19 protein-coding genes are annotated in these 24114 nt (G+C 44.9%); 5 read left to right on the top strand and 14 right to left on the bottom strand.

Annotated features, from left to right (window positions below):
- Positions 1-4: 4 nt before the first annotated feature.
- The 6 genes from ODOSP_RS00775 to ODOSP_RS00750 all read right to left on the bottom strand — a co-directional run bounded on the left by ODOSP_RS00775 (position 5) and on the right by ODOSP_RS00750 (position 8611).
- On the bottom strand, positions 5-1435 hold the full coding sequence (locus ODOSP_RS00775) for a RagB/SusD family nutrient uptake outer membrane protein (protein WP_013610518.1): 1431 nt from the start codon (positions 1433-1435) through the stop codon (positions 5-7).
- A gap of 10 nt (positions 1436-1445) precedes the next feature.
- Complete coding sequence (locus ODOSP_RS00770) at positions 1446-4997, bottom strand: SusC/RagA family TonB-linked outer membrane protein (protein ID WP_013610517.1); 3552 nt, start codon at positions 4995-4997, stop codon at positions 1446-1448.
- Positions 4998-5017: 20 nt separating this feature from the next.
- Positions 5018-6178, bottom strand: a complete 1161-nt coding sequence (locus ODOSP_RS00765; RefSeq protein WP_013610516.1) for a FecR family protein — start codon at positions 6176-6178, stop codon at positions 5018-5020.
- Between the two features lie 184 nt (positions 6179-6362).
- Positions 6363-6911 carry an RNA polymerase sigma factor gene (locus ODOSP_RS00760; protein ID WP_013610515.1) on the bottom strand — a complete coding sequence of 183 codons (549 nt, stop codon included), beginning with the start codon at positions 6909-6911 and terminating at the stop codon, positions 6363-6365.
- Positions 6912-6945: 34 nt separating this feature from the next.
- Positions 6946-7575: a 16S rRNA (guanine(527)-N(7))-methyltransferase RsmG gene (rsmG, locus tag ODOSP_RS00755; protein WP_013610514.1), complete on the bottom strand. Its 630-nt coding sequence runs from the start codon at positions 7573-7575 to the stop codon at positions 6946-6948.
- 16 nt (positions 7576-7591) lie between these two features.
- Positions 7592-8611, bottom strand: a complete 1020-nt coding sequence (locus tag ODOSP_RS00750; RefSeq protein WP_013610513.1) for a lysylphosphatidylglycerol synthase transmembrane domain-containing protein — start codon at positions 8609-8611, stop codon at positions 7592-7594.
- 90 nt (positions 8612-8701) lie between these two features.
- Here ODOSP_RS00750 and rsmA point away from each other — a divergent pair, with 90 nt between their 5' ends.
- The 4 genes from rsmA (at position 8702) to menA (ending at position 13693) form a co-directional block, all read left to right on the top strand.
- Complete coding sequence (gene rsmA, locus ODOSP_RS00745) at positions 8702-9487, top strand: 16S rRNA (adenine(1518)-N(6)/adenine(1519)-N(6))-dimethyltransferase RsmA (RefSeq protein ID WP_041557088.1); 786 nt, start codon at positions 8702-8704, stop codon at positions 9485-9487.
- Between the two features lie 23 nt (positions 9488-9510).
- A complete protein-coding gene (gene mgtE, locus ODOSP_RS00740) occupies positions 9511-10878 on the top strand; it encodes a magnesium transporter (RefSeq protein ID WP_013610511.1) in 1368 nt (455 codons plus the stop codon).
- A 221-nt stretch (positions 10879-11099) separates the two neighbouring features.
- Positions 11100-12383, top strand: a complete 1284-nt coding sequence (locus tag ODOSP_RS00735; RefSeq protein ID WP_013610510.1) for an arginine deiminase — start codon at positions 11100-11102, stop codon at positions 12381-12383.
- A gap of 407 nt (positions 12384-12790) precedes the next feature.
- Complete coding sequence (menA, locus tag ODOSP_RS00730) at positions 12791-13693, top strand: 1,4-dihydroxy-2-naphthoate octaprenyltransferase (protein WP_013610509.1); 903 nt, start codon at positions 12791-12793, stop codon at positions 13691-13693.
- Between the two features lie 12 nt (positions 13694-13705).
- On the opposite strand, the gene ubiE is transcribed toward menA, so the two are convergent.
- Together ubiE and ODOSP_RS00720 are read right to left on the bottom strand one after the other, a co-directional pair.
- Positions 13706-14398, bottom strand: a complete 693-nt coding sequence (gene ubiE / locus ODOSP_RS00725) for a bifunctional demethylmenaquinone methyltransferase/2-methoxy-6-polyprenyl-1,4-benzoquinol methylase UbiE (protein WP_022159623.1) — start codon at positions 14396-14398, stop codon at positions 13706-13708.
- A 73-nt stretch (positions 14399-14471) separates the two neighbouring features.
- Positions 14472-14774, bottom strand: a complete 303-nt coding sequence (locus ODOSP_RS00720) for a DUF3276 family protein (RefSeq protein WP_013610507.1) — start codon at positions 14772-14774, stop codon at positions 14472-14474.
- A gap of 212 nt (positions 14775-14986) precedes the next feature.
- Here ODOSP_RS00720 and ODOSP_RS00715 point away from each other — a divergent pair, with 212 nt between their 5' ends.
- On the top strand, positions 14987-15199 hold the full coding sequence (locus ODOSP_RS00715) for a hypothetical protein (RefSeq protein WP_013610506.1): 213 nt from the start codon (positions 14987-14989) through the stop codon (positions 15197-15199).
- Positions 15200-15202: 3 nt separating this feature from the next.
- On the opposite strand, the gene ODOSP_RS18585 is transcribed toward ODOSP_RS00715, so the two are convergent.
- The 6 genes from ODOSP_RS18585 to sov (ODOSP_RS00685) all read right to left on the bottom strand — a co-directional run bounded on the left by ODOSP_RS18585 (position 15203) and on the right by sov (ODOSP_RS00685) (position 24097).
- Positions 15203-15925 (bottom strand): leucine-rich repeat domain-containing protein, encoded by a 723-nt coding sequence (locus tag ODOSP_RS18585; RefSeq protein WP_013610505.1) that lies wholly within the window; start codon positions 15923-15925, stop codon positions 15203-15205.
- Positions 15926-16172: 247 nt separating this feature from the next.
- Positions 16173-16652: an S-ribosylhomocysteine lyase gene (locus ODOSP_RS00705; protein ID WP_013610504.1), complete on the bottom strand. Its 480-nt coding sequence runs from the start codon at positions 16650-16652 to the stop codon at positions 16173-16175.
- 19 nt (positions 16653-16671) lie between these two features.
- A complete protein-coding gene (locus ODOSP_RS00700) occupies positions 16672-17364 on the bottom strand; it encodes a 5'-methylthioadenosine/adenosylhomocysteine nucleosidase (RefSeq protein ID WP_013610503.1) in 693 nt (230 codons plus the stop codon).
- Between the two features lie 5 nt (positions 17365-17369).
- On the bottom strand, positions 17370-18008 hold the full coding sequence (locus ODOSP_RS00695; RefSeq protein ID WP_013610502.1) for an MBL fold metallo-hydrolase: 639 nt from the start codon (positions 18006-18008) through the stop codon (positions 17370-17372).
- 97 nt (positions 18009-18105) lie between these two features.
- Positions 18106-20496: a T9SS outer membrane translocon Sov/SprA gene (sov, locus tag ODOSP_RS00690; RefSeq protein ID WP_013610501.1), complete on the bottom strand. Its 2391-nt coding sequence runs from the start codon at positions 20494-20496 to the stop codon at positions 18106-18108.
- Positions 20441-24097: a T9SS outer membrane translocon Sov/SprA gene (gene sov, locus ODOSP_RS00685; protein WP_157741820.1), complete on the bottom strand. Its 3657-nt coding sequence runs from the start codon at positions 24095-24097 to the stop codon at positions 20441-20443. The genes sov (ODOSP_RS00690) and sov (ODOSP_RS00685) overlap by 56 nt, the downstream gene beginning before the upstream one ends.
- Positions 24098-24114: the final 17 nt, after the last annotated feature.

Below are 24114 nucleotides of genomic sequence, written 5' to 3'. Positions count from 1 at the left end.
ATGATCAATTTTCTCCGGTAACATTCTGATTCTCCCGTTGTGGACGGGGATTGTCGACCAGTGTCGGATCATATTCCACTACCGACCGGGGTAAAGGCAAGGTATAGGCCGGATCGTCTTTTTCGAGTACATATTTTTCAACGACATCGGGTTGCTTGATATCGGGTGTAAAGGTATGCTCTATCCGGGGCCGGTCCCAACGCCTCAGGTCGAACCAGCGATGAAATTCGAAGCTGAGTTCCCGCCGTCTTTCTTCCCTTACCCTCCGGATGACGTCTTCTTTAGTCACCGCTTGTACCTCTTCGTACACTTTCAGGCGTTTTTCCCGAATGGTTTTCAGATCCTGTAAAGCTTTGTCTTTATCTCCTTTCCCGGCATAAGCCTCTGCCCGGTTCAGGTAGGCTTCCGCTGTCCGGAAAGCATATCCGTATATGCCGGTAGTTCCCGAAGTTTCCGATTTTTGGGCCGTATAAACAGCTCTCCGTTTATAGAAGAAATGCGTCAATCTCCAGTCGTTATCCCCGTATAATGCCTGAAGATCGTCGGAAATCGGGAAATTACATTTGGCCAGCCAGGCATAATAACTCACCAGATAATAGCCATAAGTAAACAATATCTCAGGATTCTTTTCATTCAGAAAATAATCATCGTCGCTCATTGCCGACAAATCATAGAGCTGAGGTTGTGCAGCGATCACATACGTCGCATATTCGATGGCTTTATCATACTCTTTCTTATACAAGCTCACCCGGGAAGCCAACAAATACGTAGCCGGCAGGTTCCAGCGGAAACAGGTCTTCGTCAGGTTGGAGGCTTTGAAACAAGTAATCGCTTCTTTCAGATCGCTTTCTATCTGCCGATAGATTTCAGCCACACTCTCCCGGACAAACTTCCGGTCTTCCATCCCTACCACATCGTTGACCGGAACTCCGAGATCCGTTTCGGCCGTCGCCTGATTATAAGGTTGTCCATACAAATTCACCAGCATAAAATAACAATAAGCCCGCAAAGCATAAGCTTCTGCCTTCAAGTCTTCTTTCTCGGCCTTCGATCCGCTGATATCCCCGATATTATCCAGCGTAATGTTACAGATCAGGATAGAATGATAATATGTCTCCCAAGCCTTATCTTCACTGATCGCTCCGGAAACCGTCTGCTCCGGATCGGCCTGCCAGGTATAGTAGCCATAACCGCTGGCCCGGGTATCTCCCCCCAGAAAACTACCCTTGATATTTTCTTTCACATCGTCCGTCATGATGTCCAGGTAAGTATGTATCTGGGTTTCATCCCGGATATAGGCCTCACCGAAAAGGAACTCCCGGTAATCTTTGACCGACTTCGGAATAATCAAATCCTGTGATTTCTCTTCCAAAAAATCAGAGCAAGAGGAAAACAATATCAGTAATACCCCTAATAATCTTATATATCGTTTCATAGTCTGCTATTTAAAAAGTGATATCTAATCCCAAAGTATATGAAGAAGTCGGAGGTGTAGAAACTCCTCCCAAAGTCACCTGTTCCGGATCCTGTCCTTTCAATTTTTTATCGGCCAGTAACCAGAGGTTAGTCGCCTCGAAGCGCACACTGATCATTTGGGCCCGGATCTTATGACAGATTCTATCACTGAAATTATACCGCACATACAAGTTTTTTAAGCGCAGATAATTCCCTGAAGCCACCCGTAGATCACTCTTATTGTACATCTCCCAGCCATTATCGGCAATCTTGATTTTCCGGTCGATCCCCAATCCGTACATATCCAGCGGATCGGTCGTCAATACCGGAATATCCGTACGGTTTTCATCACCGGGTTGTTTCCACCGGTTCACAAACGCCTGATTCATATTTTGCTGAGGCTGCGGGAGCCGCTGTCCGGAATCATTATACAAGTTGTTCAGCCGGATCTTAGTCCCCAAACTATAAGAAAAAAATCCTCCGATAGCTAAATTCTTATACGAGATATCCGTACCGAACCCACCGGTAATATCCGGTATACGGGTACCCGAATAGGCGAAAACCTTGGCAAACATCTCCGTTTGGGTGATACCGTCGGTTTCTTCGATATCTTTAAAAGTAGGCAAGCCGTTAGCATCCAACCGATCATATTTATAAGAATAAAAAGTATTCAGGGCTTCTCCCGGAATAACAGCCGATCCATCGAGATATTCCTTGTATCCGTAATCCGTCGTAATCCCGGATTTCGTTACCTTATTGATATTCCGGGCCCCATTGATATTCAGTGCCCAGGTAATATCTTTCGTTTTCACCGGCACTACATTCAACACGATTTCATACCCTTTATTTTCCAGGTTTCCGGCATTCAGCTGCATAGTCGTACTCCCGGTCGTCGAAGCCACTTCTTTGGAAATGATCTGATCTTTCCCTTTCTTCCGGTATACTTCTACACTACCGTTCAATCGGTTATCGAGGAAAGCGAAATCCACCCCGAAGTTCCACGAAGTCGTCTTTTCCCAGCGCAATTGCGGATTGGGCAGCTTCGATAACTTTGAAATATACTGTTTCGAAATCGGATCGAAGGATCCCAGCTGGATCAACAAATTCGGTGTCTGATCGGGTGAGACATTCCCCTGAATACCGTATGATCCCCGGAAAGCAAACATATTCATCCACATCACTTCTTTCAGGAAGGCTTCTTCGTGCAGATTCCATCGGCCCGAGACCGACCAGATCGGTAAAAAACGGTTACTCTTATCCTGTCCGAACTTATTGGAACCGTCGGCCCGGATATTGAAATTGACGATATAGCGGTTCATATAGTCGTAAGTGAATGTTCCATACCATGACATCACATTGGTCAGGGTATTGGTGATCACATTCGGATGACTTTTCACCAGATCACCATATTTCGGCCACTGCACCGGGTCGATCTCTACAAATTTTTCTCCCCGGTCGGGCAAATAACCGTATTCCGTCGATTTCAATCCTTTGTATTTAGACGAACGTGCCTCCGTACCGGCAACCACCGTGATCTGATGATCTTCCAGAAATTGAAAAGAATAATCCACTTGTGCCCTTGCAGTATAAGAAGTATTCCGGGTATCCGTATTCACCAGTTCTCCCCCGTAAGGCAACTTACATTGCTGTTCACGCCAAATGTCACTATCGGGCAATTCCAGTCCGTAATTATAATTTCTGAGCTGAGCAGCCGCGTAAGATTGTTCGTCGAACCATTCTTTTTGATCGGTATTCGACCGATTATAACTCAAGGCGCCGGTTAATCTTAATCCAGGAATAATCTCCCATAGTAAATTAGCATTGAAATTCAACGTCGTCCCCTCGATATTCATCCCCGTATGTTGCATTTCGTTCACCACATTGTATTGTAGCGGGAATTCATAGCCTTGCGTCTTGTTGTAATAAGCCAACGTACCGTCCTCATTATAACAGGGTATCGCACGGGAAGTATTATAGGCATACTGATAAGGAGACAAAGAAGAATGCAGGTAATCCTTATCGTCGGTCGACGCTCTCATCTGCAACTCCATTTTCAGATTGGAAAGCAGATTCACTCCCAGTTTCATCAGGCCGTTGAACTGTTTTACACCGGTACCTCTCACCGTAGCGGGGATATGCTGTAAACCACCTGAAAAATAATAATTTACCTTATCGTTAGCACCTGAAATAGAAACATTATGTTTTTGTGAAAAAGAGGTCCGGTAAATGATATCGAACCAATCGGTATTCACTTCTTCCAGTCTTTTCACTTTCTTCTGAAACTCTTCATAAGTAATGGTCCGGTCGTACAGGTCCAGCAAAGCACCTTCATAAGAAACCCTGGCCGGAGGAGTACCGAACGACAATCCCCTCTGTTCGATTTCCTTGGATACCTCGATCCGGTCCTTCGAATTCATCCGGTAGAGCCCGTCGTATTCCGGTCGTTCATTGACCGATAAATTCATTGAATACCTCACCCGGGGCTTCCCGATTTTTCCTTTCTTAGTGGTAATGACGATAACTCCATTGGCAGCTTTTACCCCATAAATAGCGGTAGCCGAAGCATCTTTCAAAACGTCTATCCGTTCGATATCCTGTGGATTCAGCGAAGAAATCGCATTTCCGATGAGGTTTACGTTATCGAGGCTATTCAATTCTTCGGCACTGATCTGTACGGGATCTTCCAGAATAAATCCATCGACTACCCACAAGGGTTCGCGGTTACCTGAAATCGTCGAAGATCCGCGGATTCTGATTTTCGTTGCAGCTCCGGGAGTCGAAGAAGATCCCATAACATTCATTCCCGGAATTTTTCCCTGCAACATATTATCCAACCCCAAAGCAGCTCCTTCCCGCACCAAATCACCATCGATAGTAAAGACGGAAGAAGAAAGCTTACGTTTCTCGATATTCTGGTAACCGGTCTTCACGATCACTTCCTGCATCAATTCGGCCACACTCTCCATCACGACATAGAGGTTATCTTTATTCGCTTTCACTTCCTGTGTACGCATTCCCACAAAAGAAAACACTAAGATCTCTTCTCCCGAATTCAAACGGATCTCGAATTTTCCCTCTATATCCGTTGCTACTCCGGCTGTTGTATTTTTTACCACCACAGATACTCCGGGTAGCGGTTCTCCTTTAGAATCCACTACTTTTCCTTTCACTGTCCGCATATCGGTCTGCTGGGTTTCCGATTCTTTTTTCGGAGTAATTAAAATATAGTCCTCGACCTGATTGTAACGATAAGGTAACCCCTGAAAGATCGATTGTAAGGCCTCCTCTAACCGGGCTTCGTTCAGGGATACAGAGACTTTCGTCCCGACATTCACCTCCTGAGTATTATACATAAAGTGCACGCCTGTTTGTTCTTTCAACACTTTCAACACCTCTCCGAGTGTTTTATTCTGCAGCTCTACGGTCACTTTCCCCTGAGCCCATACGGTTGCCTGAGTATGCAAGCTCGATACAAATACGAAAAAACAGCACAACCTGACAATCAGTCGTATGCCGGATGGATTTTTTCTTCTTTTTTTCATAATTTTGTAGTTTAGTAGATTCAAATTTTCGAAACCCGGATCGTTTTATTTTCTAACTGGAACCGTACCCGAGCCAATTCTTCCAGCATCCGCAACACAAAATCCAATTCACGATAACGGGTAGCAGCTCCCGTAAAAGTGATTGCTTTCAACTGCGGATCGGCAAATACAAAGTCTACATCGTACCAACGTCCCAATTGATCGGTGATTTCGCCTAAAGACATGTTTTCAAATTCAAAAGTTCCGTCTACCCAGGCAGCCACAGCCCGGGCATCGACTTCACATTTTTCTATTTCTTCTTCCAGGCAAACGGCTTGTTCGCCCGGTGACAAGACCAACTGTCCTTTTCTATTCGACACTTTGACCTTTCCCCTCAACAAAGTAGTTTTCACCGCACTTTTACCGGTATAAGCAGAAACATTAAAGCGCGTACCCAACACCTCGACGCGATTGTAGAAACTCTCGACAATAAAAGGACGGGCTGTATCTGTTACTACTTCGAAACAAGCTTCCCCTTTCAGCATCAATTTTCTCTCTCCCTTGCCAAAAACCGTGGGATAAGTCAGTTCGGTTTCCGCATTCAGCCACACCCGTGTACCGTCCGACAATACCAGGGAATATTCCCCGCCCCGGGGCACGGTAATTGTATTATAAGCCAATTTTTCCTGTTCCTGGCTTACAGCCTGATAAACGATATGCTCCTGCCCTCCGACTGAAATCCGGGTACCGTCTTCCTCGGTCAATACGCAGGTAGTCTCTTTTTCCAGTGTAACTTCCCGCCCATCCGACAAACGCAACACCGCCTTTCGGCTACCCGGAACGATCTGAGACAAAGCGGTCTCCCGACTTTCCTGTAACTGTTGCAACGAATAATACAATAATCCGCTACCCAATAAAAGGATCAGTATTGCAACTTGTTTCCACCATTCCTTCCATAAGCGACGTCTCTTCCGGGGCGAGGCAGAGAGACGGCAGGATATTTGCTCCCAGGCCTGCTCCTCCTGAATCCCATCCCAACACCCCACCTTACGCCCTTGTCTATAAGTTCTCACCCATTCCCGGAAAGTTTGCCGATTTTCCTGTTTTTCCTCCAACCACCGTTGTAAAAACCGGTATTCTTCTTCCGATAATTCATGTTTACAATAGCGAACCACATAAGAGACTAATTCCTCTTCATTCATTGCTTTCGATTTTAAATTTATCCTGCGCACAGACGATTTATTTAGAAAACGTTTCTATTACCTAAAGCTCAAAAAGATTAAAATGGGTGAATGAAATGAAATTTTTTTTCGAAAAAATAATTTACCCGAAAAGGCAATTTACGGATAACCTATCCCCCAAGGCTTTTCAGCGATACCCCGATCGCTATTTCCGAAGTAAGAAAACAAGCAGAATTTGAAGAGAACTGCGCAATTGTTTCAATGCACGGGCAAAATGAGTCTTTACGGTATTCACAGATAAACCGAGAAAGTCAGCCACTTCTTTGTATTTCATATCTTTTAATACGATCAGCTCGAACACTTTCCGGCATTGTTCGGGAAGACGGGCTATTTCGGCATATAATTTCCGGCACTCTCCTTCAAACTCCTCTTCGGAATACACCGGCTCGTCGATATATTCCTCTTCCAACTGTAAATTATAGCGGTTCTTCAATTTTAACACCTTCGCGCAATTATGCTGGACAGCAGTAAAAAAATAAGCCCTCAACGATCCCTCGAACTGTTTATCTTTATATTTTTCCCAAAACTTCACAAACAAGTCCTGGACGATATCTTCCGACTCACCGAAAGAATCCAGAAAGTTCATAGCAAAAATACAAAGAGGCTTATAATAAAGATCAAAAAGGCTTTTTAGTCCATCCGGATTACCGCAACTAATCAAGGTCAATATTTCCTGTTCATCTTTACACCTCATATAGTACGGCAAAAATAAAAAAATATTGAAAGAACTAATTCTTCAAATAGATGATTTTCTTGGTTTCAAAAAAATCTTCCGAAAAAAAGTCAGGAATGGAATAGATTTTCACTTTAGAACGGAAAGGTGCAATTTCTTCCTCAAAATCTCCTCCTTTTAAATAGATCACTCCATTGTCCAGGGAATGGGCCGAGTCCTTCCGGATCTTTCCCCGAATCAGTTTGACAAAGGCAGGAAAAGCTGTCACAGCCCGGCTGACAATAAAATCCTGTTGTTCCGCAACATTTTCCACGCGGATCTGCTCGGTCCTGACATGCTGTAACCCCAAAGCATCCCGAATCCCTTCCACGACTTTTATCTTTTTGCCGATGGAATCGATCAGATAGAAATTTACCTCAGGAAACAAAATAGCCAAAGGAATCCCCGGGAATCCTCCTCCTGTACCGACATCCATCACCCGAGTCCCGGGAGCAAAACGGATGATCTTTGCGATCGCCAGTGAATGCAACACATGATGTACCCAAAACTCATCCATATCTTTGCGGGAAATCACGTTTATCTTTTCATTCCATTCCCGATACAAACCTTCCAGACGAGCAAAACGTTCCCGTTGCTCCTCCGTCAGTTCCGGAAAATAATCATATATCAAATTCACTGTGCCCATAGTCAAAATAATTAACTTACCTCCGATCCTTTCCCTGTTTTCCTGCGGCATTATTATAAAGCGGCAGCAAGATTACACAAATCACACCGACCACGATATATAACAACGTCATTGTACCGTGGGTCAATAGAGCAAAAGTTTTGGCCATGCTTTCGATATTCGGGGTATGCGGCAAATAAATCATCAAAGCTGCTATAACCATAAAATGCCAGGCCCCGATACCTCCCTGTACAGGAGCCACCATACCATAACTCGAAAGAACGAAAATGGTCAACCCGACCAGTGCCCCCAAATGCGAAGTAAACTGAAAACAGAAGAAGCAGACATAAAACATCAGGAAATACATCAACCAGATAAATAAGGAATAAAAAACGAACAATCCTTTGTGTCGCACATCTTTCACACTAAGCAACCCTTCTTTCAGTCCTTTAAAAAAAGAATGAATCCGTTCTTTAAAACGAGTTTTACGGATCAACCGCCAAAACAACCAACCGACAGCCGCCAAAACAACCAACACCAACAACATCCATGAAGAATGGAACATATTCACCACCTTCTCTTCAATCTCCTGATTATTATCTAAAAAAATACCGACTTGTTTAAACTGGGTAATGACGACAATCAAGGTCAGGAACAATAAAATCATCATATCGATTACCCGTTCGGTCACAACCGTACCCAATAATTTAGAAAAAGGAACTTCCTCATATTTACTGACTACCCCACAACGGGTAAACTCGCCCATCCGCGGGATAGCCAAATTGGCGAAATATCCGATCATCACCCCCATAAAACTATTCCCGAAAGAAATCCTATACCCCATAGATGCGGTCAGCAACTGCCACCGCAGGGCCCGGCTGACGTGACTGGCAATCCCCATAACACAAGCTACTCCGATCCAGAAATAATTCACATCTTCTTTAAGCACTGTCAGCAATTCATCCCAATTCTGATCCCGGTAGACCAACCAGAATAAAAAGGCCGATACGGCCAGAAATAAAAAAAATTTTATCGTATTTTTTACAAGAGGGTGCATACGAAAATCGGTTTATAAAATTGTTTGCAAATGTACAAAAATATGCCCATGCCCAAACCGTTTTCCGCCGAAATTGTATACTTTTGTAACATGAGTATTGTCAGAGCTAAAAAAAGTCTGGGACAGCATTTTCTGCGTGACCAGAATATTGCACGGAAAATTACGGATAGTTTACTTCCTGTCACCCGGGATATACTGGAAATCGGTCCGGGGATGGGTGTACTTACCCGCCATCTTTTCGCCAATCCGGCATTTTCGGTCCGGGCCATCGATATCGATCAGGAATCGATCGATTATCTGCATCAGGAATTACCGGAATATCAGGACCGGATTCTATACGGAGATTTTCTGAAAACAGATATCCGCCAATATTATCAGGAACCTTTCTCTGTGATCGGCAATCTACCTTACAATATCTCATCGCAAATTTTCTTCCGGATCATTGAAAACCGGCATTTGGTCCGTCAGGTGGTCTGTATGATACAAAAAGAAGTGGCCGAACGGATTGCAGCCTCTCCGGGTAGCAAAACATATGGTATTTTAAGTGTCTTTCTTCAAGCATTCTATCACATCGAATATCTATTCACCGTAGGGGAGAAGGTTTTCGATCCGCCTCCTAAAGTCAAATCGGCAGTCATCCGGTTGACCCGGAACGAACGCGTGGAACTGGGATGTGAAGAGAAACTATTCTTCAATGTCGTAAAAACAGGGTTCAATCAACGCCGGAAGACACTCAGGAATTCAATCCGCGGGATCATTCCTCCGGGATTCGACTCTCCCTATCTGAATTTACGGCCTGAACAGCTCGGTATTACCGACTTCCTCCAGCTCTGCCAGGATATCGAGAAAAACAGGAACATTGGCGATAAAGCATAAAACGACGATCTAAAATTTTCAGGATGCAACAATTTGAATTAACCCACGAATTTCTGAGTCAGTTGGAAGAACTGATCGATGCCGGCAACAAGACCGAGGTCAGCAAACAAATTGCCGGGCTTCACCCCGCAGATATAGCAGAAATCCTGGAGGAGCTGAATAATGAAAGGGCACAATTCGTATTCTTGTTGCTGGATAACGAAAAAGCAGGAGACGTACTGGCAGAAATCGACGAAGAGGAAAGAGTACATTTTATCGAATCTTTTCCGGCAGAAACTATCGCCCGTCGCTTTATCGACAATATGGACTCGGATGATGCCGCCGATCTGGTAGCGAGCATGCCTAACGAACAGCAACACGAAGTGTTGTCGCATATGGAGGACCTCGAACAGGCAGGAGATATTGTCGATTTATTGCATTATGACGAGGATACGGCCGGAGGGTTAATGGCCAAAGAGCTGGTGATGGTAAATGAAAACTGGACCGTCCTGACCTGTCTGCGGGAAGTCAGCCGTCAAGCTGAAAATCTGGATGAAATATACAATATATATGTAGTCGACGACGACAACAAGCTAAAAGGACGTTTATCCCTGAAAAAAATCATTACCGCCCCTACCTCGGCAAAAATCAGTAATCTTTACTATCCTGACATTATCTCGGTCAAAACCGACGAACCCGCGGAATCAGTGGCTTTGATTATGCAAAAATACGACCTGGTCGCCATCCCGGTAATCGATCAGGTAGGCCGCTTAGTCGGACGAATCACCATCGACGACGTAGTCGACTTTATCCGTGAAGAGGCAGACAAGGATTACCAGATGATGTCCGGTATCTCGCAGGATGTAGAATCTTCGGATAGCATCTGGGCACAGACCAAAGCCCGGCTCCCCTGGCTGATCATCGCCCTGTTCGGAGGAATGGTATCGGCCTGGATGATTTCCCGCTACGAGGCGGAAATCGCTTTATTTCCGGTTACAGCGATGTTTATTCCGGTCATCACTGCCATGGGAGGGAATGTCGGTATACAGTCGTCTGCCATCGTCGTAAAAGGCTTGGCTTCCAATTCATTGAGCCTGAAACATGGCTTTCAGAATATCGTAAAAGAAATCGGAGGAGCTCTGATCAATGCCACGATTTGTTCCTCTATCATATTCTTGCTGACTTTGTGTTTCGGGATGCAAACTCTGGCCATGCCCATCACGGTAACGCTATCGCTTTTTGTCGTTATCCTCTTCGCATCTATTTTCGGTACGGCCTTCCCGCTTTTATTAAACCGGATGAAAATCGATCCGGCCTTAGCGACAGGTCCGTTTATTACTCTGACCAACGATATCATCGGTCTGAACATTTATCTGATCACCGGCCGCCTGATTTTAACCGGACTCGGATAGTCCTTTTCTCTGCATAATTATTTTTGCCTTTTGCATAATTATAACCTGTAAATATAAGGTTACTAATCATTTATGTGCTATTTTTGTAACGATACTTAAAGTAGAAAACAACGGAATACAAACTTTTAATCTATGAAACCCTCGGTTCCGAATGTCATGTATCTGAAACAGATAAGGGACAGAGTAGTTTCATATAACTGCAAAAAATAAATTATAATCATATGAATCCAATCGTTGAAGTAAACGTTCAGTCAGAAATCGGGAAATTAAACGGAGTCATCATCCATACTCCCGGCGAAGAAGTAGAAAACATGACCCCCGAAAATGCTGAAAGAGCTTTATACAGTGATATTATCAATCTTTCGATTGCCCGGAAAGAATACAAACAAATTTCGGGAGTTTTATCCAAACTGACGAAGACTTATGAAGTCAAAGACCTGTTGTGTAATATTCTGAAAGACGATAAGATCAAACAGGAAGTGCTCGACCGGATCGAGCGGATCGAACCGTTTATCGGTGAAAAATCTCCGAAAGGCAGCCTGAAAGAACAATTACTGGAAGAAAATGCAGAAAATCTTTCCCGCCTATTGATCGAAGGAGTAGAAATGGTCAAGGACAATCTGACGAAGTTTTTGAGTAAAGACTGGTTTGCATTACGTCCCATGCACAATTTCTTTTTCACCCGTGATGCTTCTATGAGTATGTACAACGAAGTGTTGATCGGTCGTATGGCCAATTCCATTCGTGACCGGGAATCGGTGATCATGCAGTCTATTTTCGATTTTACACCCGAATTTAAAACTCAAACGCTGACTATTCCTCCCATTTCCGGTAGTACTCAAAGAGTACGTACCATAGAAGGTGGTGACGTTTTGATTGCCCGCGACGATATTTTAGTTATCGGAAACGGCGCCCGTACCAGCACCCAGGCGATCGATATGCTGATCAACGAGTTTATTCGCCGGAAAAGTGAAAAAGCACAACATATTATTGTGCAGCAACTGCCTCATACACCGGAATCCTTCATCCATCTGGATATGGTATTTACCTTATTAGATCAGGATAAATGTATGGCTTTCGAACCGCTGATTCTGAATCCGGGAAGCTATCAAACCGTCCACATCAAGATCCAGAATGGAAAACTCCAGAGTATCCGCAGTGAAAAGAACTTACTCTCTGCCCTGAAAAAACTGGGTATGGATCTGGAGCCCGTACTTTGTGGTGGTAGCGACGACTGGAATCAGGAACGCGAACAATGGCATAGCGGAGCCAATTTCTTCGCCGTCGGTCCTGGTCAGGTCCTGGGATACGCCCGCAACAATTACACGATGGAAGCCATGAATCATGCAGGATTCGAAATCATCCGGGCCAATGACTTCATCGACGGCAAAGTCAATCCGGGTGCTTACGAAAAATATGTAATTACCATCGACGGCTCCGAACTTCCCCGCGGTGGCGGTGGCGCCCGTTGTATGACCATGCCGATCAACCGGACAAACCTATAAGACTGACGGCTTTTCAAGCCTGATCGGCGAGGCCTCTGATTGGAGAACCTTCGGTTCTGATTAGCGGAACTACCTTCCGGATTCTATTCCGAAGGTTCACCCATCAAAAATTTGTAAACTTTCAAGGATCAGTCCCCTTTCAAACCCTATCTTCCACTCCCCCCTCTCCAACAACTCGAATCTTTTTTATCAACTCTCCCCCTCCTTTGCAACTCAATAACTCAGCAACTCAGCAACTCAATAACTCAGCAACTCAGCAACTCAATAACTCAGCAACTCAGCAACTCAATAACTCAGCAACTCAGCAACTCAATAACTCAGCAACTCTTTTCAACTCTCTTTTTCATCTCCCGAAATTATTTGTAATTTTGTTTCCCGATTATCGACAGCATATTTATTCCCTTAAAATGTCTAAAATAAAATATTATATCGCCAGTTTTCGATTGAGGACTTTACCTCTTTCTTTATCCGGAATCTTTTTAGGAACTCTTTTAGCTGCCTCGGAAGGTTATTTCAACTGGGCTCCTTTTCTATTAGCAGTAGTGACCACCCTTTGTCTTCAAATTTTATCCAACCTGGCCAACGAATTAGGTGACCTACAAAAAGGTACGGATAATGAGGAGCGTTTGGGCCCCATCCGGAGCATTCAGTCGGGAGCCCTGTCCCTGAAAGAATTTAAACGAACGATTTTACTTTTCGTCCTGCTATCCGTTTTATCCGGGACTGCTCTGGTCTCCACCGCTTTTGAAAGTTTGCTGAGCACAGACGGACTGATTATGCTGATGCTGGGAGCCGCTTCGATCGTTGCCGCCATCAAATACACGGTCGGCAAAAATGCTTACGGCTATCATGGTCTGGGAGATGTCTTTGTCTTTTTATTTTTCGGATTACTCAGTGTCTGCGGGGCCTATTTTCTAATGACTCATCGGTTATCGATCAGTATCTTTCTACCTGCCACTGCTGTCGGTCTGTTATCGACAGGTGTATTGAACCTGAATAATATGCGCGATATCGAAAACGACCGGCTTTGTGGTAAACGTACTTTACCGGTGATACTGGGGATCTCCAAAGCCAAAGTATATCATTTCTGCCTGATCATCGGAGCATTCGTTGCAATGAGTAGCTATATGGGCTTATGCGGATTCAGGCCTTTTCATTTTATCTTTTGGTTCACCCTCCCTCTCTTTCTGATCCATTTGAAAAAAGTAGTCCAAGCGGAAGGTCGCGGGTTGGACCCGCAATTGAAAGTATTATCCCTTTCTACTCTGCTGTTTACACTTTTGGCCGGTTGGGGAGCTTTCCATTTTTGACCGACGAAAAAATCATTTTTCTCCGACATACAAGCTGGCGATACCGAAGCTCAGTTTCCGCCGGACCGGATGCTGAAAACCACAGTCCCGCATAATTTGCAGGAATGTTTCGCCCTGAGGAAATTTCATTACCGATTCGGGCAGATAAGTATAGGCTCCTTTATTCCCTGAAATCCATCCCCCGATCGTCGGAAGAATATGACAAAAATAAAAGCGGTACAACTGTTTCATCGGAAAATGCTCCGGCATAGAGAACTCGAGAATAATCACTTTCCCCCCCGTTTTCAATACCCTGTACATTTCCTGTAATCCCAACTCCAGATGCTCGAAATTACGCACACCGAAAGCCACCGTCACCACATCGAACATCCCGGTTGCAAACTCCATATGTTCGCAATCCCCGGTCTTCAACTCAATGGCATCAGCAAGATGCAGATCGCCGACCTTTTTCTTTCCGATCTCCACCATATTTTCCGAGATATCTATTCCCGTCACTTGCTTCACTCCGGCCCGGTGCGCTGCAATAGAAAAATCACCTGTACCACAGGCAACATCCAATAAGCATCCCTTCTCCTGTTCTCCGATGCAGCTCATCGCTTTCCGTCTCCACCCCTTGTCGATATTCATCGACAACAGATGATTCAGCAAATCGTATTTCGGGGCGATATCATTAAAAATATCTTGAACTACTTCTTTCTTAGCCATATTACAAAGCAAAAGGTAATAATAAAAGGTAAAAAATGCGATGAACACTTTTTACCTTTTACTTTTTACTTCTTTAATTAGTTTCAGGTAATTTCCCTTCTAAAGCAGATTTTACGACAGCAACAGCATCTTCCAATCCTTCGGCGAACTTCTCGAAATCTTCCTTGTACAAGAAAATTTTATGTTTCTCATAGCTTGAAACACCATCTTTATCGAATTTCTTTTTACTCTCTGTAATGGTCAGGTAGTAGTCATTGTTACGTGTAGCCTTTACATCAAAGAAATAAGTTCTTTTGCCGGCTTTCACTGCCTTTGAATAAACCTCTTCCCGGTCTTCATTCATGTCAAATCCCTCATTTTTTCCGTATTCTTCCATCATCAAATAAATTTAATATTCAGAAATGTTTATTGAACTTAACTTTTTCTCCGGATTATTCCCGGTTACAACCACGCTTTGTCGCCTTTCACGTTTCAAATGTAGAAAAATCCTAAGAAACAAAACTACATTTTAAGTTTTTTTTTCCAGAAGTAATGTTTAATCCTTTCTTTTTATACAGTAACTTTGTATAAACAACTAAAAGTAATATTATGCTATTTACCATCTTCATCATCGTTGCCATTCTCTTAGGTCTGGCTTTAGTAGGCCTGGGTATCAATATATTATTCAGGAAAAACGGGAAATTTCCCGAAACACATATCGGCAAAAACAAAGCCATGAAAGACCGGGGAATTCATTGTGCCAACACCACCGACCGCCTCGACCGGCAAAACTATAAACCTGTCGATCTGCAACCGGAATAAAGCTCAGACCACTTTCCAGCCTTTAGCGTGCAGAAGTTCCATCCGGCACTTCCGTTCACTTCCATTGGGCTGTTCGAACCGGATAGTGGCTTCTCTTCCTTCGGTAAAAGCAGGTAAAGAACTAAAAAGCTGATTCAACGCCTCTGCCTCGAAACCATTACCACCGATATCTACACAGACCAGGTCGTCGCACCCACCCAGGTACAAGGAATGCAGCCGATTCGAAAAACAAAATAAGTACAGCAGATCCGGACAAGCATCCAACTCCAGACTTTGCAAAACATTGTCGCTACAGTCCAGATACACCAGTCCCCGGTTACATCTTGAACGCAGCACCGATAACCGATTCCCGGAACAATTCAAAAGCTTCAGCTTCGGACAACAAACCAATTCGAGCGTGATCAACCGATTATAAGCACAGTTCAGATTTTCCAGCAAGGGACACTTATCCAGCTTCAACTCGGTTAGATGGCATTTGGATACATCCAACTGACTGATAGCTGTACCCACCACCCGCACCCGATAGTATCCGGCCTGTTCATAATGATGCGCTGCCGAATGATCGGATTCACCGTCACCCCAGTCCACCAAAAAAGTAATAGCCGTTATCCCCAACCGAACATCCGTCTCTCCGGGCAATTCGAGCCTCAACTCCACCGCCCCCAATAATTCCTTACCTCCGTTTTCGGAAGTATACCGTTTAAAAATAAGAGGAAGATTTTCCATAGGCAACCGTCTTTACAGCTCCTCCTCATTAAAAATGCGTGGAGCTTTTGATCTGAGTAAACAGGCACCGCCAAGCACCTACTGAACCAAATCGGAAAAGCCCACGCATAGCACGTGAGTATAATCCGATTTTACGTTCAGTTTGAAAATTGGCGGTTTCGTTTACTGTAAAATCGCGTTACTCGTATCTAATGTAGATATACCTTTGTTTTCTACATAATCACAAATATAATCAATTAGCGGAATATTATTCAGGATACACCATATTTTTTTCTTCTATGACCTCCAATACCTCTCTTAAATATTTATCGGCTTCATATTTAGCCATAGGCAAATTATGCAGCAAATAATTCCCGCAATCCCGGGGAGCGGCTCCCGGAACTTCCCCCTCGAAGTCACGGATAAACCGAAATGTTTCCCGCATCAGTTCCACAATATCTTTCGCCTGCAAATCTCCTTTCATCAGGAAATAATTTCCCGTACAGCAACCCATCGGGCCCCAGAAAACGATCCGTTCTCCCCATACCGGATGATTCCTCAGATAAGTAGCCGCTAAATGTTCTATCGTATGCAATTCACCGTACCCTAAGGCAGGTTCACGATTCGGTTCTTTCATCCGGATATCGAAAGTCGTCACCACCTGATCCCCCAAATAATCCTTACGGGAGACATATATTCCCCTCAACAAATGAATATGATCGATTGAAAAGCTCGGTATTTTTTTCATGATTTATGATTTTAGTTGATTATTCAGTAATCTGATTCACCAGCTGCTTCAGGATTTCAAAAGATTTTTCAGGCGCAGCTGTCCAGAAATCCTGATATTGCAAAGCATGATTTTCTACTTGCCCGGGCGTATCGCTGATTATCCGGCAGCTCAAAAAAGGTGTCGCATACATATGACACACCTGTGCGATCGCTCCGCTTTCCATATCGACGGCCAATCCCTCCGGGAAATTCTCTTTTATACCTTCCAAAGCTACCCGGTCGGTAATAAACCGATCCCCACTACAAATCAGTCCTTCACATAACGCAATATCACTTGTAACCGACAATGCCGCACTCAATAACTTGCTGTCCGCCTTGTAACGCGCAGGCATACCTTGTACCTGTCCCATTTCGTTACCTGTCCCACACCACACATCGTGGTATACCACTTCTTTCCCCACGACCATATCCATCACCCTCAGCCGGGCATCAATCCCTCCGGCTACTCCGGTATTCAGTATATAATCGGGCGAAAAATACCGGATCATCTCGACAGTCCCGACAGCTGCACATACCTTACCGATACCACATTGTGTCAAGACGATTTCCTTCTCCCCCAACTGTCCGGTCACATAGCGGTACCCCCGTATTTCCTGTTCTTTTTTCCCGCTCAACAAAGCTTCCACCAAGCGGAATTCCCCCCCCATGGCCACTATAATTCCTATTTTCATACCGTTTAATTTAAAAAGGGATTGTATCTTTTTTCCTCTCCGATGGTAGTTGCCGGCCCATGTCCCGGAATCACTTTTACTTCATCGGGTAAGCACAATAACTTTCTACGAATGCCTTCTATCAGTACCCGCGCATTTCCTCCAGGCAAATCCGAACGGCCGACACTTCCGGCAAATAACACATCTCCGGCAATCAATAATCGATCGGCAGAACTATAATAACAAAGTCCTCCCGGCGAATGCCCGCCTACAGCAATCACTTCCAATTCCGACTCTCCGAAACGAACCCGATCACCGTCTTTCAAAAACTTCCCTACGGCAGGCGGCGGCGTAATCCCCGTAACTCCGAGCATAGCGGCATACTCCACAGCGTTCTCGATTAAAAAATTATCTTCATCCGAGGCCTGAGCACTCAGCCCATACGTATTTTTTATAAAATTATTCCCGAAGATATGATCGATATGCAAATGAGTATCCAACAAAGCCACGGGTTTCAACTTCTTTTGCGACAGAAAATCCTGCAATCTTCGTTCTTCCTCACCGCTAAAACATCCGCAATCGATGATCACGGCTTCCCCCGTCCGGTCATATAAAACCACCGTATTCTCCTGCCACGGATTATTTACAAAAATCTTTATTTCCATATCTTCTCATTTAATTTCTTACAAAGATAATGTAAGCCGGGCAAATTTAATACTTTCGGTTAGCCATATCCTGAAAAAATTCTACAAGCCGGCCCTTCTACTGCATCAATGTATACCGGATACTCAAACCGAAATTGGTATTGGTGGTAGGATAGGAAAGAGAGAGATAAGGAGTATCGACTTTCCGGTCGTAAAATAGCCTTAAATTCAACCGGTTATTAAACGTATAGTCCGCGGATACTTTGATAGACATCACTTTTTCCCCTGCCGTCAACTGATCTACATTTTCGGTTATTCTTCGGATGATGGTATTGTTTTTCCGGATACTGAAATCGAACTGTACATTGATATCGTTGTTCAACTGCTTACTTTTTAGGAAGATAGGAAGATTTCCAAACCGGTATCCCAGTCCCAAAACGATCTCGTTGCCAGAGGTTTCCGACAACTGAGCGTTTACCAGTCTCAGGCTCACATCCCGGCGACGGTTGATATCCCAATGGGTGGTCAGATTGTTGGCCCACACCATATCCATGCTGATCAGAGGATTGAATTGTTCGTTGATCGAAACCAGATTCACATCGAACAGTGACATCCAATTGTCTTGCAGATCCCGGGCATCTTCGGCATATTTCAGATTAGAGGCAAACGAGCCGATATTGTATTTACAGATATAATTGTGGTTGACACTGATCGATTTGAATACTTTTTTCATAAAGGCGAAATCGATCAAACCGGTATACACCACCCTCCAATTCGAAGTCAGGTTAACCCGCAATTTCTTTATCGGCTCGAACAAAGCCCTCACATAAACCGTACGGGAAGCATTCATCAGGAAAGGATTATTTTGGGTCGAATCGGTGGTTATCCATCCTTTCCCGGCCGCCTTCAACCCGAAATTCTCATCCTGACCGCCGAACAGGAACTTAAACCCGGGAGCGGAACTTCCGTTATAGCTCTGTTGTCCGAGCCAGCGGGCTTCCGGCAGGAAACCGGGTAATGTCGTCCCTTTATCTTCCGAATACCCGACACTCAGCGTCTTGAATCCGGTCAATATCCCTACAAAAAAACGGGCAACCGCATTTCCCACCCCGGCATGCGGAGTTTCCGTTCCGGTCACGAGCAACTTACCTCCTTCCAGAGTCTCGGAAGAATTGATCCGGATCTTGTTCCTACCGACCGACTCATATCCCAATTTGATATTTTTTCCATCGGCAGCCGTCAGGCGGGCTTGTATATCGCCGGTCTTCAACCGATGCCGTACAACGACCGGTTTTCCTTTTTGTACTTTATCCATTCCGGTTTCGAACTTCACGTTCTTCCCTCGCTGTTTCCGGGGCGGCCGTATCATTTCTCTCAAAAACTTAGACTTATTGTAAAGTGATGTCAACGATAAATCTCCGTTCATCTGCAAAGCACTCGCATTCCGGATCACATTCCCCAGATTCGTCGAATCGGCTGTCACCGCAGCTGCCTGCCAATCGTATCGGGTCGAATAGCCTAGCTGCAAAGAGGTCCAGTCCAAAAATGGTAACTTATTGACCGGTACGGTATATTGGACCGAAAAGTCATGATTATAATTTACCGGACGCCCACCGTCGAGGATATTGTTCCATACGGTATCTTTCCATTGCTGATAACGTTCGGGGTCCCTCTGCCGGTCGACGATCCCCTCCGGCTCATCGATACGTGCCTGTGTCGTCGCATGAAAATCGACCACCAGATTCCGGGTCAGATTAAATTTAAAGGCATAATCCCGGGTCCACATAAAATCCTTATCATAAGTAGGTTCGATCAATAAATTCGGATTATCCAGATTCTTCGATTTCACCTCCCGGTAATTCCGGGTAATATCCGAAGTAATCGAAAACATCGAAGGCATATAATAAAAATTAAAGTCTTTGATCAACCGCAAATATTTCGAATTCAATGTCTTGGATTTCGATTTTTTGAAAGGCTCCACTATTGGAGGCATCCCGTTGTAGATATAACTGATCAGTCCCCGGTAATTTTTTTCCAGGTCTCTTTCCAGGTTGACATTACGGGCAAAGGATTTATTATAAGAATAAGTCAGAGACAGATTCGACCAATCGAAAAAATGCGATTTACCGTCTTTACTTTCTATCCCTACGTTCGTAAAATTAAGGCTTTTGCGCATCACATAATCTTCCGCATTACGTTTGATCGAATCGCGCAAATGCCGGTTCGCTGCATTATCCAGGGCTACCTCCAAAGGGATATCCGAATCGAGGGGATCGTATTCCGGTAAAGTCGATTGTCGCGAATAAGCATAATACATCGGAATCCTCAACCGCCACCTTTCCGGAAAGAACTTACCGAATTCGACACTGGTAGAAAAATCGATCGAACGGAAATCCTCCCTTTCGATCTCAGCAGCATGCTGCTCGATACTGCCAAACCCGGGAGTCATCCGGCTACCGGCAAAACTGATCGTCGCCACATCGGCTAATTTTGCCGTAATCCGATTCATGTGCCGAAAGCGGTATTTTGATCTGATACCATTTGATCTCCTCGGTTGATCCATTAGGCAATTCGACACTAGAGGTCGTTATGTTGGTGATAAAATTTTCGCCGACTTTCATTTTCTCCGGCCGGAGTTCCAGGTGATAGCGGAAAAAAGCTTCTGTCTCATTCAGGGTATTGTCTCCGTTGATATCTTCCACATCAGGCAAGGTGGTGGCTGCTGTCGGATAAGATTCGGGCGACATATCGGCTGTAGGTGAGTTACCCTCCGTCCCGTTATACTGTTTATAGCGCTCCAATACAGGTGTTTCCAAAGCATCGTAATCCGATCCCCGGAAGAAATGATAATTATCCCCCGCCGGATCGTTCCAGGCCTCCCGGTATACTTTCGAATTTTCTCCGAAAGTCCGGCGCAAGGTCTCCAGATAAGCTGCGTAAAATATCCGCTCATCTTCATCGTTCATCCCGTCCAGCCCCACATCCTGATACCGCCGGGCCTGGCTGTTATTATCGAATCCATTGGTTATCGACTGTACACCCGGCACTCGTCCCCAGCGGGTGGTATCCACATGACGGATATCCGGTCCGGCAGGCAGTCCATTTTCAAAAGCTTTCCGGCCGTCTTTCAAAATATCCTCCGACACATTACCTAAATCGAAATATACATCTCCGCCTTTGTGCCGATTGTCATATACAAAAGGATCCATCAGCCAGATTTCGATATACTGCACGTTGGCTGTTTCGAAATCACTGGTAGTGATACTCCGCATCATTCCTCCCCACCGTTTCTCCGGATTACGCAGTTTACCGTCCCGGTCGACATCGGTCGTAAAGTTGTAGGGACCTTTTTCCGTCGGATAGTAAGCCACCGAGAGGGCAGGAATAATATTCACATCCCCGACAGCCAGATCCTTATCCGGGAACAATTCCGTCTGCCGGATTTCGCGGACAAAATGGTTAGAACGTTGTTCCTTGTCGGCCCGGATATGGGAAGGGGTCGCCGTCGACATGCGGTAAAAAATAGGATCGACAATATACCAGGCCAATTTTGCCCGGTTGTAGCCGTAATCCAGACTATCCGACTTGCCTTCCGGAAACAGATTATCCTGAGGGGTAGAAGCCAGTTTCCATTGCGTTATCCCTTTCATATCCAACGAAATCTTACTTCCTTCGAAATCGTCCAGGTAAGCGTTTCCACCGGCTCCACGGGCTGTACCCGGCTGAAACCTGGCGAACTCGGTGTCTATCGTCAGGTGGGATTTCGCTTTGGTATGTACAAAAGGTAATTTGTCGATCAGAGTGGTCAGAAAACCGGACTCGGTATTATAAGTAGCATTCACCCCCCAAATGGTATTCGATAAAGGTTCTTCTCCCAGATTCACTTTATGGGTCAACGGCTTTTCGCTCATATGCATTACCGTTGCTCCGATATTCAGTTTATCGTTGAATTTATAGTCGAGATGTGTCCCGACCAGCGTTTTGGTTTGCATGCCGAACATCGAACGGTTTTCACTTTTAATCGTAATCGGTGTACCGGCTTCCAGCAATGACTGGTTCATAATCTTCAGAGTCCCCATCGTATAATCGACCACATAATCGATATTCTCTGTCAACTCCACCCCACCGGCAAGTACTTTCACCGAGCCCTGAGCGATGTCCTGTCCTCCCAGGGAGATCTCGGAAGAGGACGACGATTTGTAACTTCCTTTCAGATAAAACTTATTCTTCTCGGCATTCTGTTCCGCTTCGCTTTGTGTCTTTTCGTACAAGTCTTTATAAACGTACTGACCAGCGACTCCCGGACGATTGATTTTCTTTTCCAGCCACCCGCCGAATGGTTCCAGTACGGGAAAAACGATCCTCCCTTTATTGGAATAGACCGTTATCCCCTCGATATAATCGAAACGCCCGTCCGGAATCGCGTCCAACTGGGTATTCAGCCGGTCGAGATTCATCACAGACAATAAAATCTTATTATCGATATCTCCGGCCGGCAGATAATTCACCTTCGTTCCGGCCTTATCATTCTGGTACAAAATGTCTAACACAAAATCCTCGGCACTCAGATTATAGGAACCGATATTATAGACATTCTTCATCATCAAATCCCAGGTCGGCATTTTAGGGCTCTGTGTCGTACTTCTCAACATCTTCACCACCAAGGTCGAAGGTGCAGCCGGGGCATTGGAGGTCAGTTCACCCACCGTATGGATTTCCCCTCTCACCGTATATTCATAAGCGACCGCCAATACCTCATCCGCATTCAAGGCCGCATTCAGGGAGATATATCCCAGTTTTTCATTCAGGATATATTCGGAAGGATCCAGCAAACGGGCATTTTCCAATTTTTCATAATCCTTGCCGGAATTGAAACCGGTACCGATCTGGGATAAAATACCGGAAACCTGATTGATATCCCGGATTCCTGCATAGCGATCCACCATGGTCTGATACAGCCGATTGCTCTGATTATCGGGATATACCTGCCCGGGAACAGCGGGAAACAAACCGGCATCGAACATCGGATTGGACGGATCCCCGACATTATTTTCAGCCAAACCCGTAAATGCAACGATATTCCGGGCCCGGTCGAAACGGGAACTTTTATTGGTTACCCATACTTCAATTTTAGTGATCACCACCCCACTATTCACTACGGGCAAGTTTTGTAAGGCGGCATCGTACTGATCCCGGAAAAAACGCGACAGGAAAAAGTGTTTATTAGCTTCATACTTCAAAGCAGATACTTCAAAATCCTGTTTTTCAGCTCCTTTCTCCAATTGAATCACTTTAGATTCCCCCTTCTGTTGCGAAAAAATACTCGACATGGACAATTTACCGAACTGCAGGTCCGTCCGGAATCCCCAAAGATTCTGTCCACCCGAAATCAGCGTTCCGGTTAAAGGTAAAGAGACATTTCCCGCCTCCACCTTTTTCACGATATCGTCTTCCTTCCCTTCGTAGTTCAGTTTCAGGATATTGTCATAATCGAAAGTAGCCTCTGTATTGTACGACCAATCGAGATTGACCAAATCACCGATATTACCGCCGATATTGAATTGTATCTTCTCGTCGAAATCCAGCGAAGTCGTTTTGCGCATATCGATAGGCAAAGTCGGATTATCGACTTTATTCGTTTTGACCCCCAAGGTCAGTTCTGCCGATCCCTGTACCTCGATCCGGATTTTGTTGATACCGAAAATCGGACTCAGAATTTTGTCTAAAAATTGTATATCGGAAACCAGACTCTTGAAATCGTACTTATTCCCTTCCTGAATCTGCCTCCGGTTGTATTCGTACAACGACATTTTCGAACGGGCTTTCAGCAGATCCTGCAAGGTTTCCATAAAAGGGCGGTTGTAATAATACTTTCCGCCGATCAGGCTGGCTACGACATAACGCTTGGTCAGCGGATCATAGATAATGGTATCTTTTATATTGGACGGTTGCCTGAGAAACAATGCCGACGATGGAATAGTCTGCCGGATTTCATTGTCCCGGATCTCCCGGATCGGAAATTGCAGGGTATCGGAAACGGTCCCGGCAACCCGCCCGGAAAAAATAGGCTCCTCCGATTCTCCCGCAGGATAACCGAAAACAAAAACCATCTGAGTTATTATCAAAA

It is taken from the genome of Odoribacter splanchnicus DSM 20712, assembly GCF_000190535.1.
In the GTDB taxonomy this organism is placed as follows: Bacteria; Bacteroidota; Bacteroidia; order Bacteroidales; family Marinifilaceae; genus Odoribacter; species Odoribacter splanchnicus.
This window is presented reverse-complemented; position numbering and strand designations above follow the sequence as displayed.

Coding starts and splice junctions, on each gene's coding strand:
- ODOSP_RS00695 (WP_013610502.1), bottom strand. CDS start 18,008: ATGGAAATAAAGATTTTTGTAAATAATCCGTGGCAGGAGAATACGGTG.
- ODOSP_RS00775 (WP_013610518.1), bottom strand. CDS start 1,435: ATGAAACGATATATAAGATTATTAGGGGTATTACTGATATTGTTTTCC.
- ODOSP_RS00770 (WP_013610517.1), bottom strand. CDS start 4,997: ATGAAAAAAAGAAGAAAAAATCCATCCGGCATACGACTGATTGTCAGG.
- ODOSP_RS00715 (WP_013610506.1), top strand. CDS start 14,987: ATGCTATTTACCATCTTCATCATCGTTGCCATTCTCTTAGGTCTGGCT.
- sov (WP_157741820.1), bottom strand. CDS start 24,097: ATGGTTTTTGTTTTCGGTTATCCTGCGGGAGAATCGGAGGAGCCTATT.
- rsmA (WP_041557088.1), top strand. CDS start 8,702: ATGAGTATTGTCAGAGCTAAAAAAAGTCTGGGACAGCATTTTCTGCGT.
- ODOSP_RS18585 (WP_013610505.1), bottom strand. CDS start 15,925: ATGGAAAATCTTCCTCTTATTTTTAAACGGTATACTTCCGAAAACGGA.
- ODOSP_RS00765 (WP_013610516.1), bottom strand. CDS start 6,178: ATGAATGAAGAGGAATTAGTCTCTTATGTGGTTCGCTATTGTAAACAT.
- sov (WP_013610501.1), bottom strand. CDS start 20,496: ATGAATCGGATTACGGCAAAATTAGCCGATGTGGCGACGATCAGTTTT.
- ODOSP_RS00760 (WP_013610515.1), bottom strand. CDS start 6,911: ATGAGGTGTAAAGATGAACAGGAAATATTGACCTTGATTAGTTGCGGT.
- rsmG (WP_013610514.1), bottom strand. CDS start 7,575: ATGGGCACAGTGAATTTGATATATGATTATTTTCCGGAACTGACGGAG.
- ODOSP_RS00750 (WP_013610513.1), bottom strand. CDS start 8,611: ATGCACCCTCTTGTAAAAAATACGATAAAATTTTTTTTATTTCTGGCC.
- ODOSP_RS00720 (WP_013610507.1), bottom strand. CDS start 14,774: ATGGAAGAATACGGAAAAAATGAGGGATTTGACATGAATGAAGACCGG.
- ODOSP_RS00700 (WP_013610503.1), bottom strand. CDS start 17,364: ATGAAAATAGGAATTATAGTGGCCATGGGGGGGGAATTCCGCTTGGTG.
- ODOSP_RS00705 (WP_013610504.1), bottom strand. CDS start 16,652: ATGAAAAAAATACCGAGCTTTTCAATCGATCATATTCATTTGTTGAGG.
- mgtE (WP_013610511.1), top strand. CDS start 9,511: ATGCAACAATTTGAATTAACCCACGAATTTCTGAGTCAGTTGGAAGAA.
- ubiE (WP_022159623.1), bottom strand. CDS start 14,398: ATGGCTAAGAAAGAAGTAGTTCAAGATATTTTTAATGATATCGCCCCG.
- ODOSP_RS00735 (WP_013610510.1), top strand. CDS start 11,100: ATGAATCCAATCGTTGAAGTAAACGTTCAGTCAGAAATCGGGAAATTA.
- menA (WP_013610509.1), top strand. CDS start 12,791: ATGTCTAAAATAAAATATTATATCGCCAGTTTTCGATTGAGGACTTTA.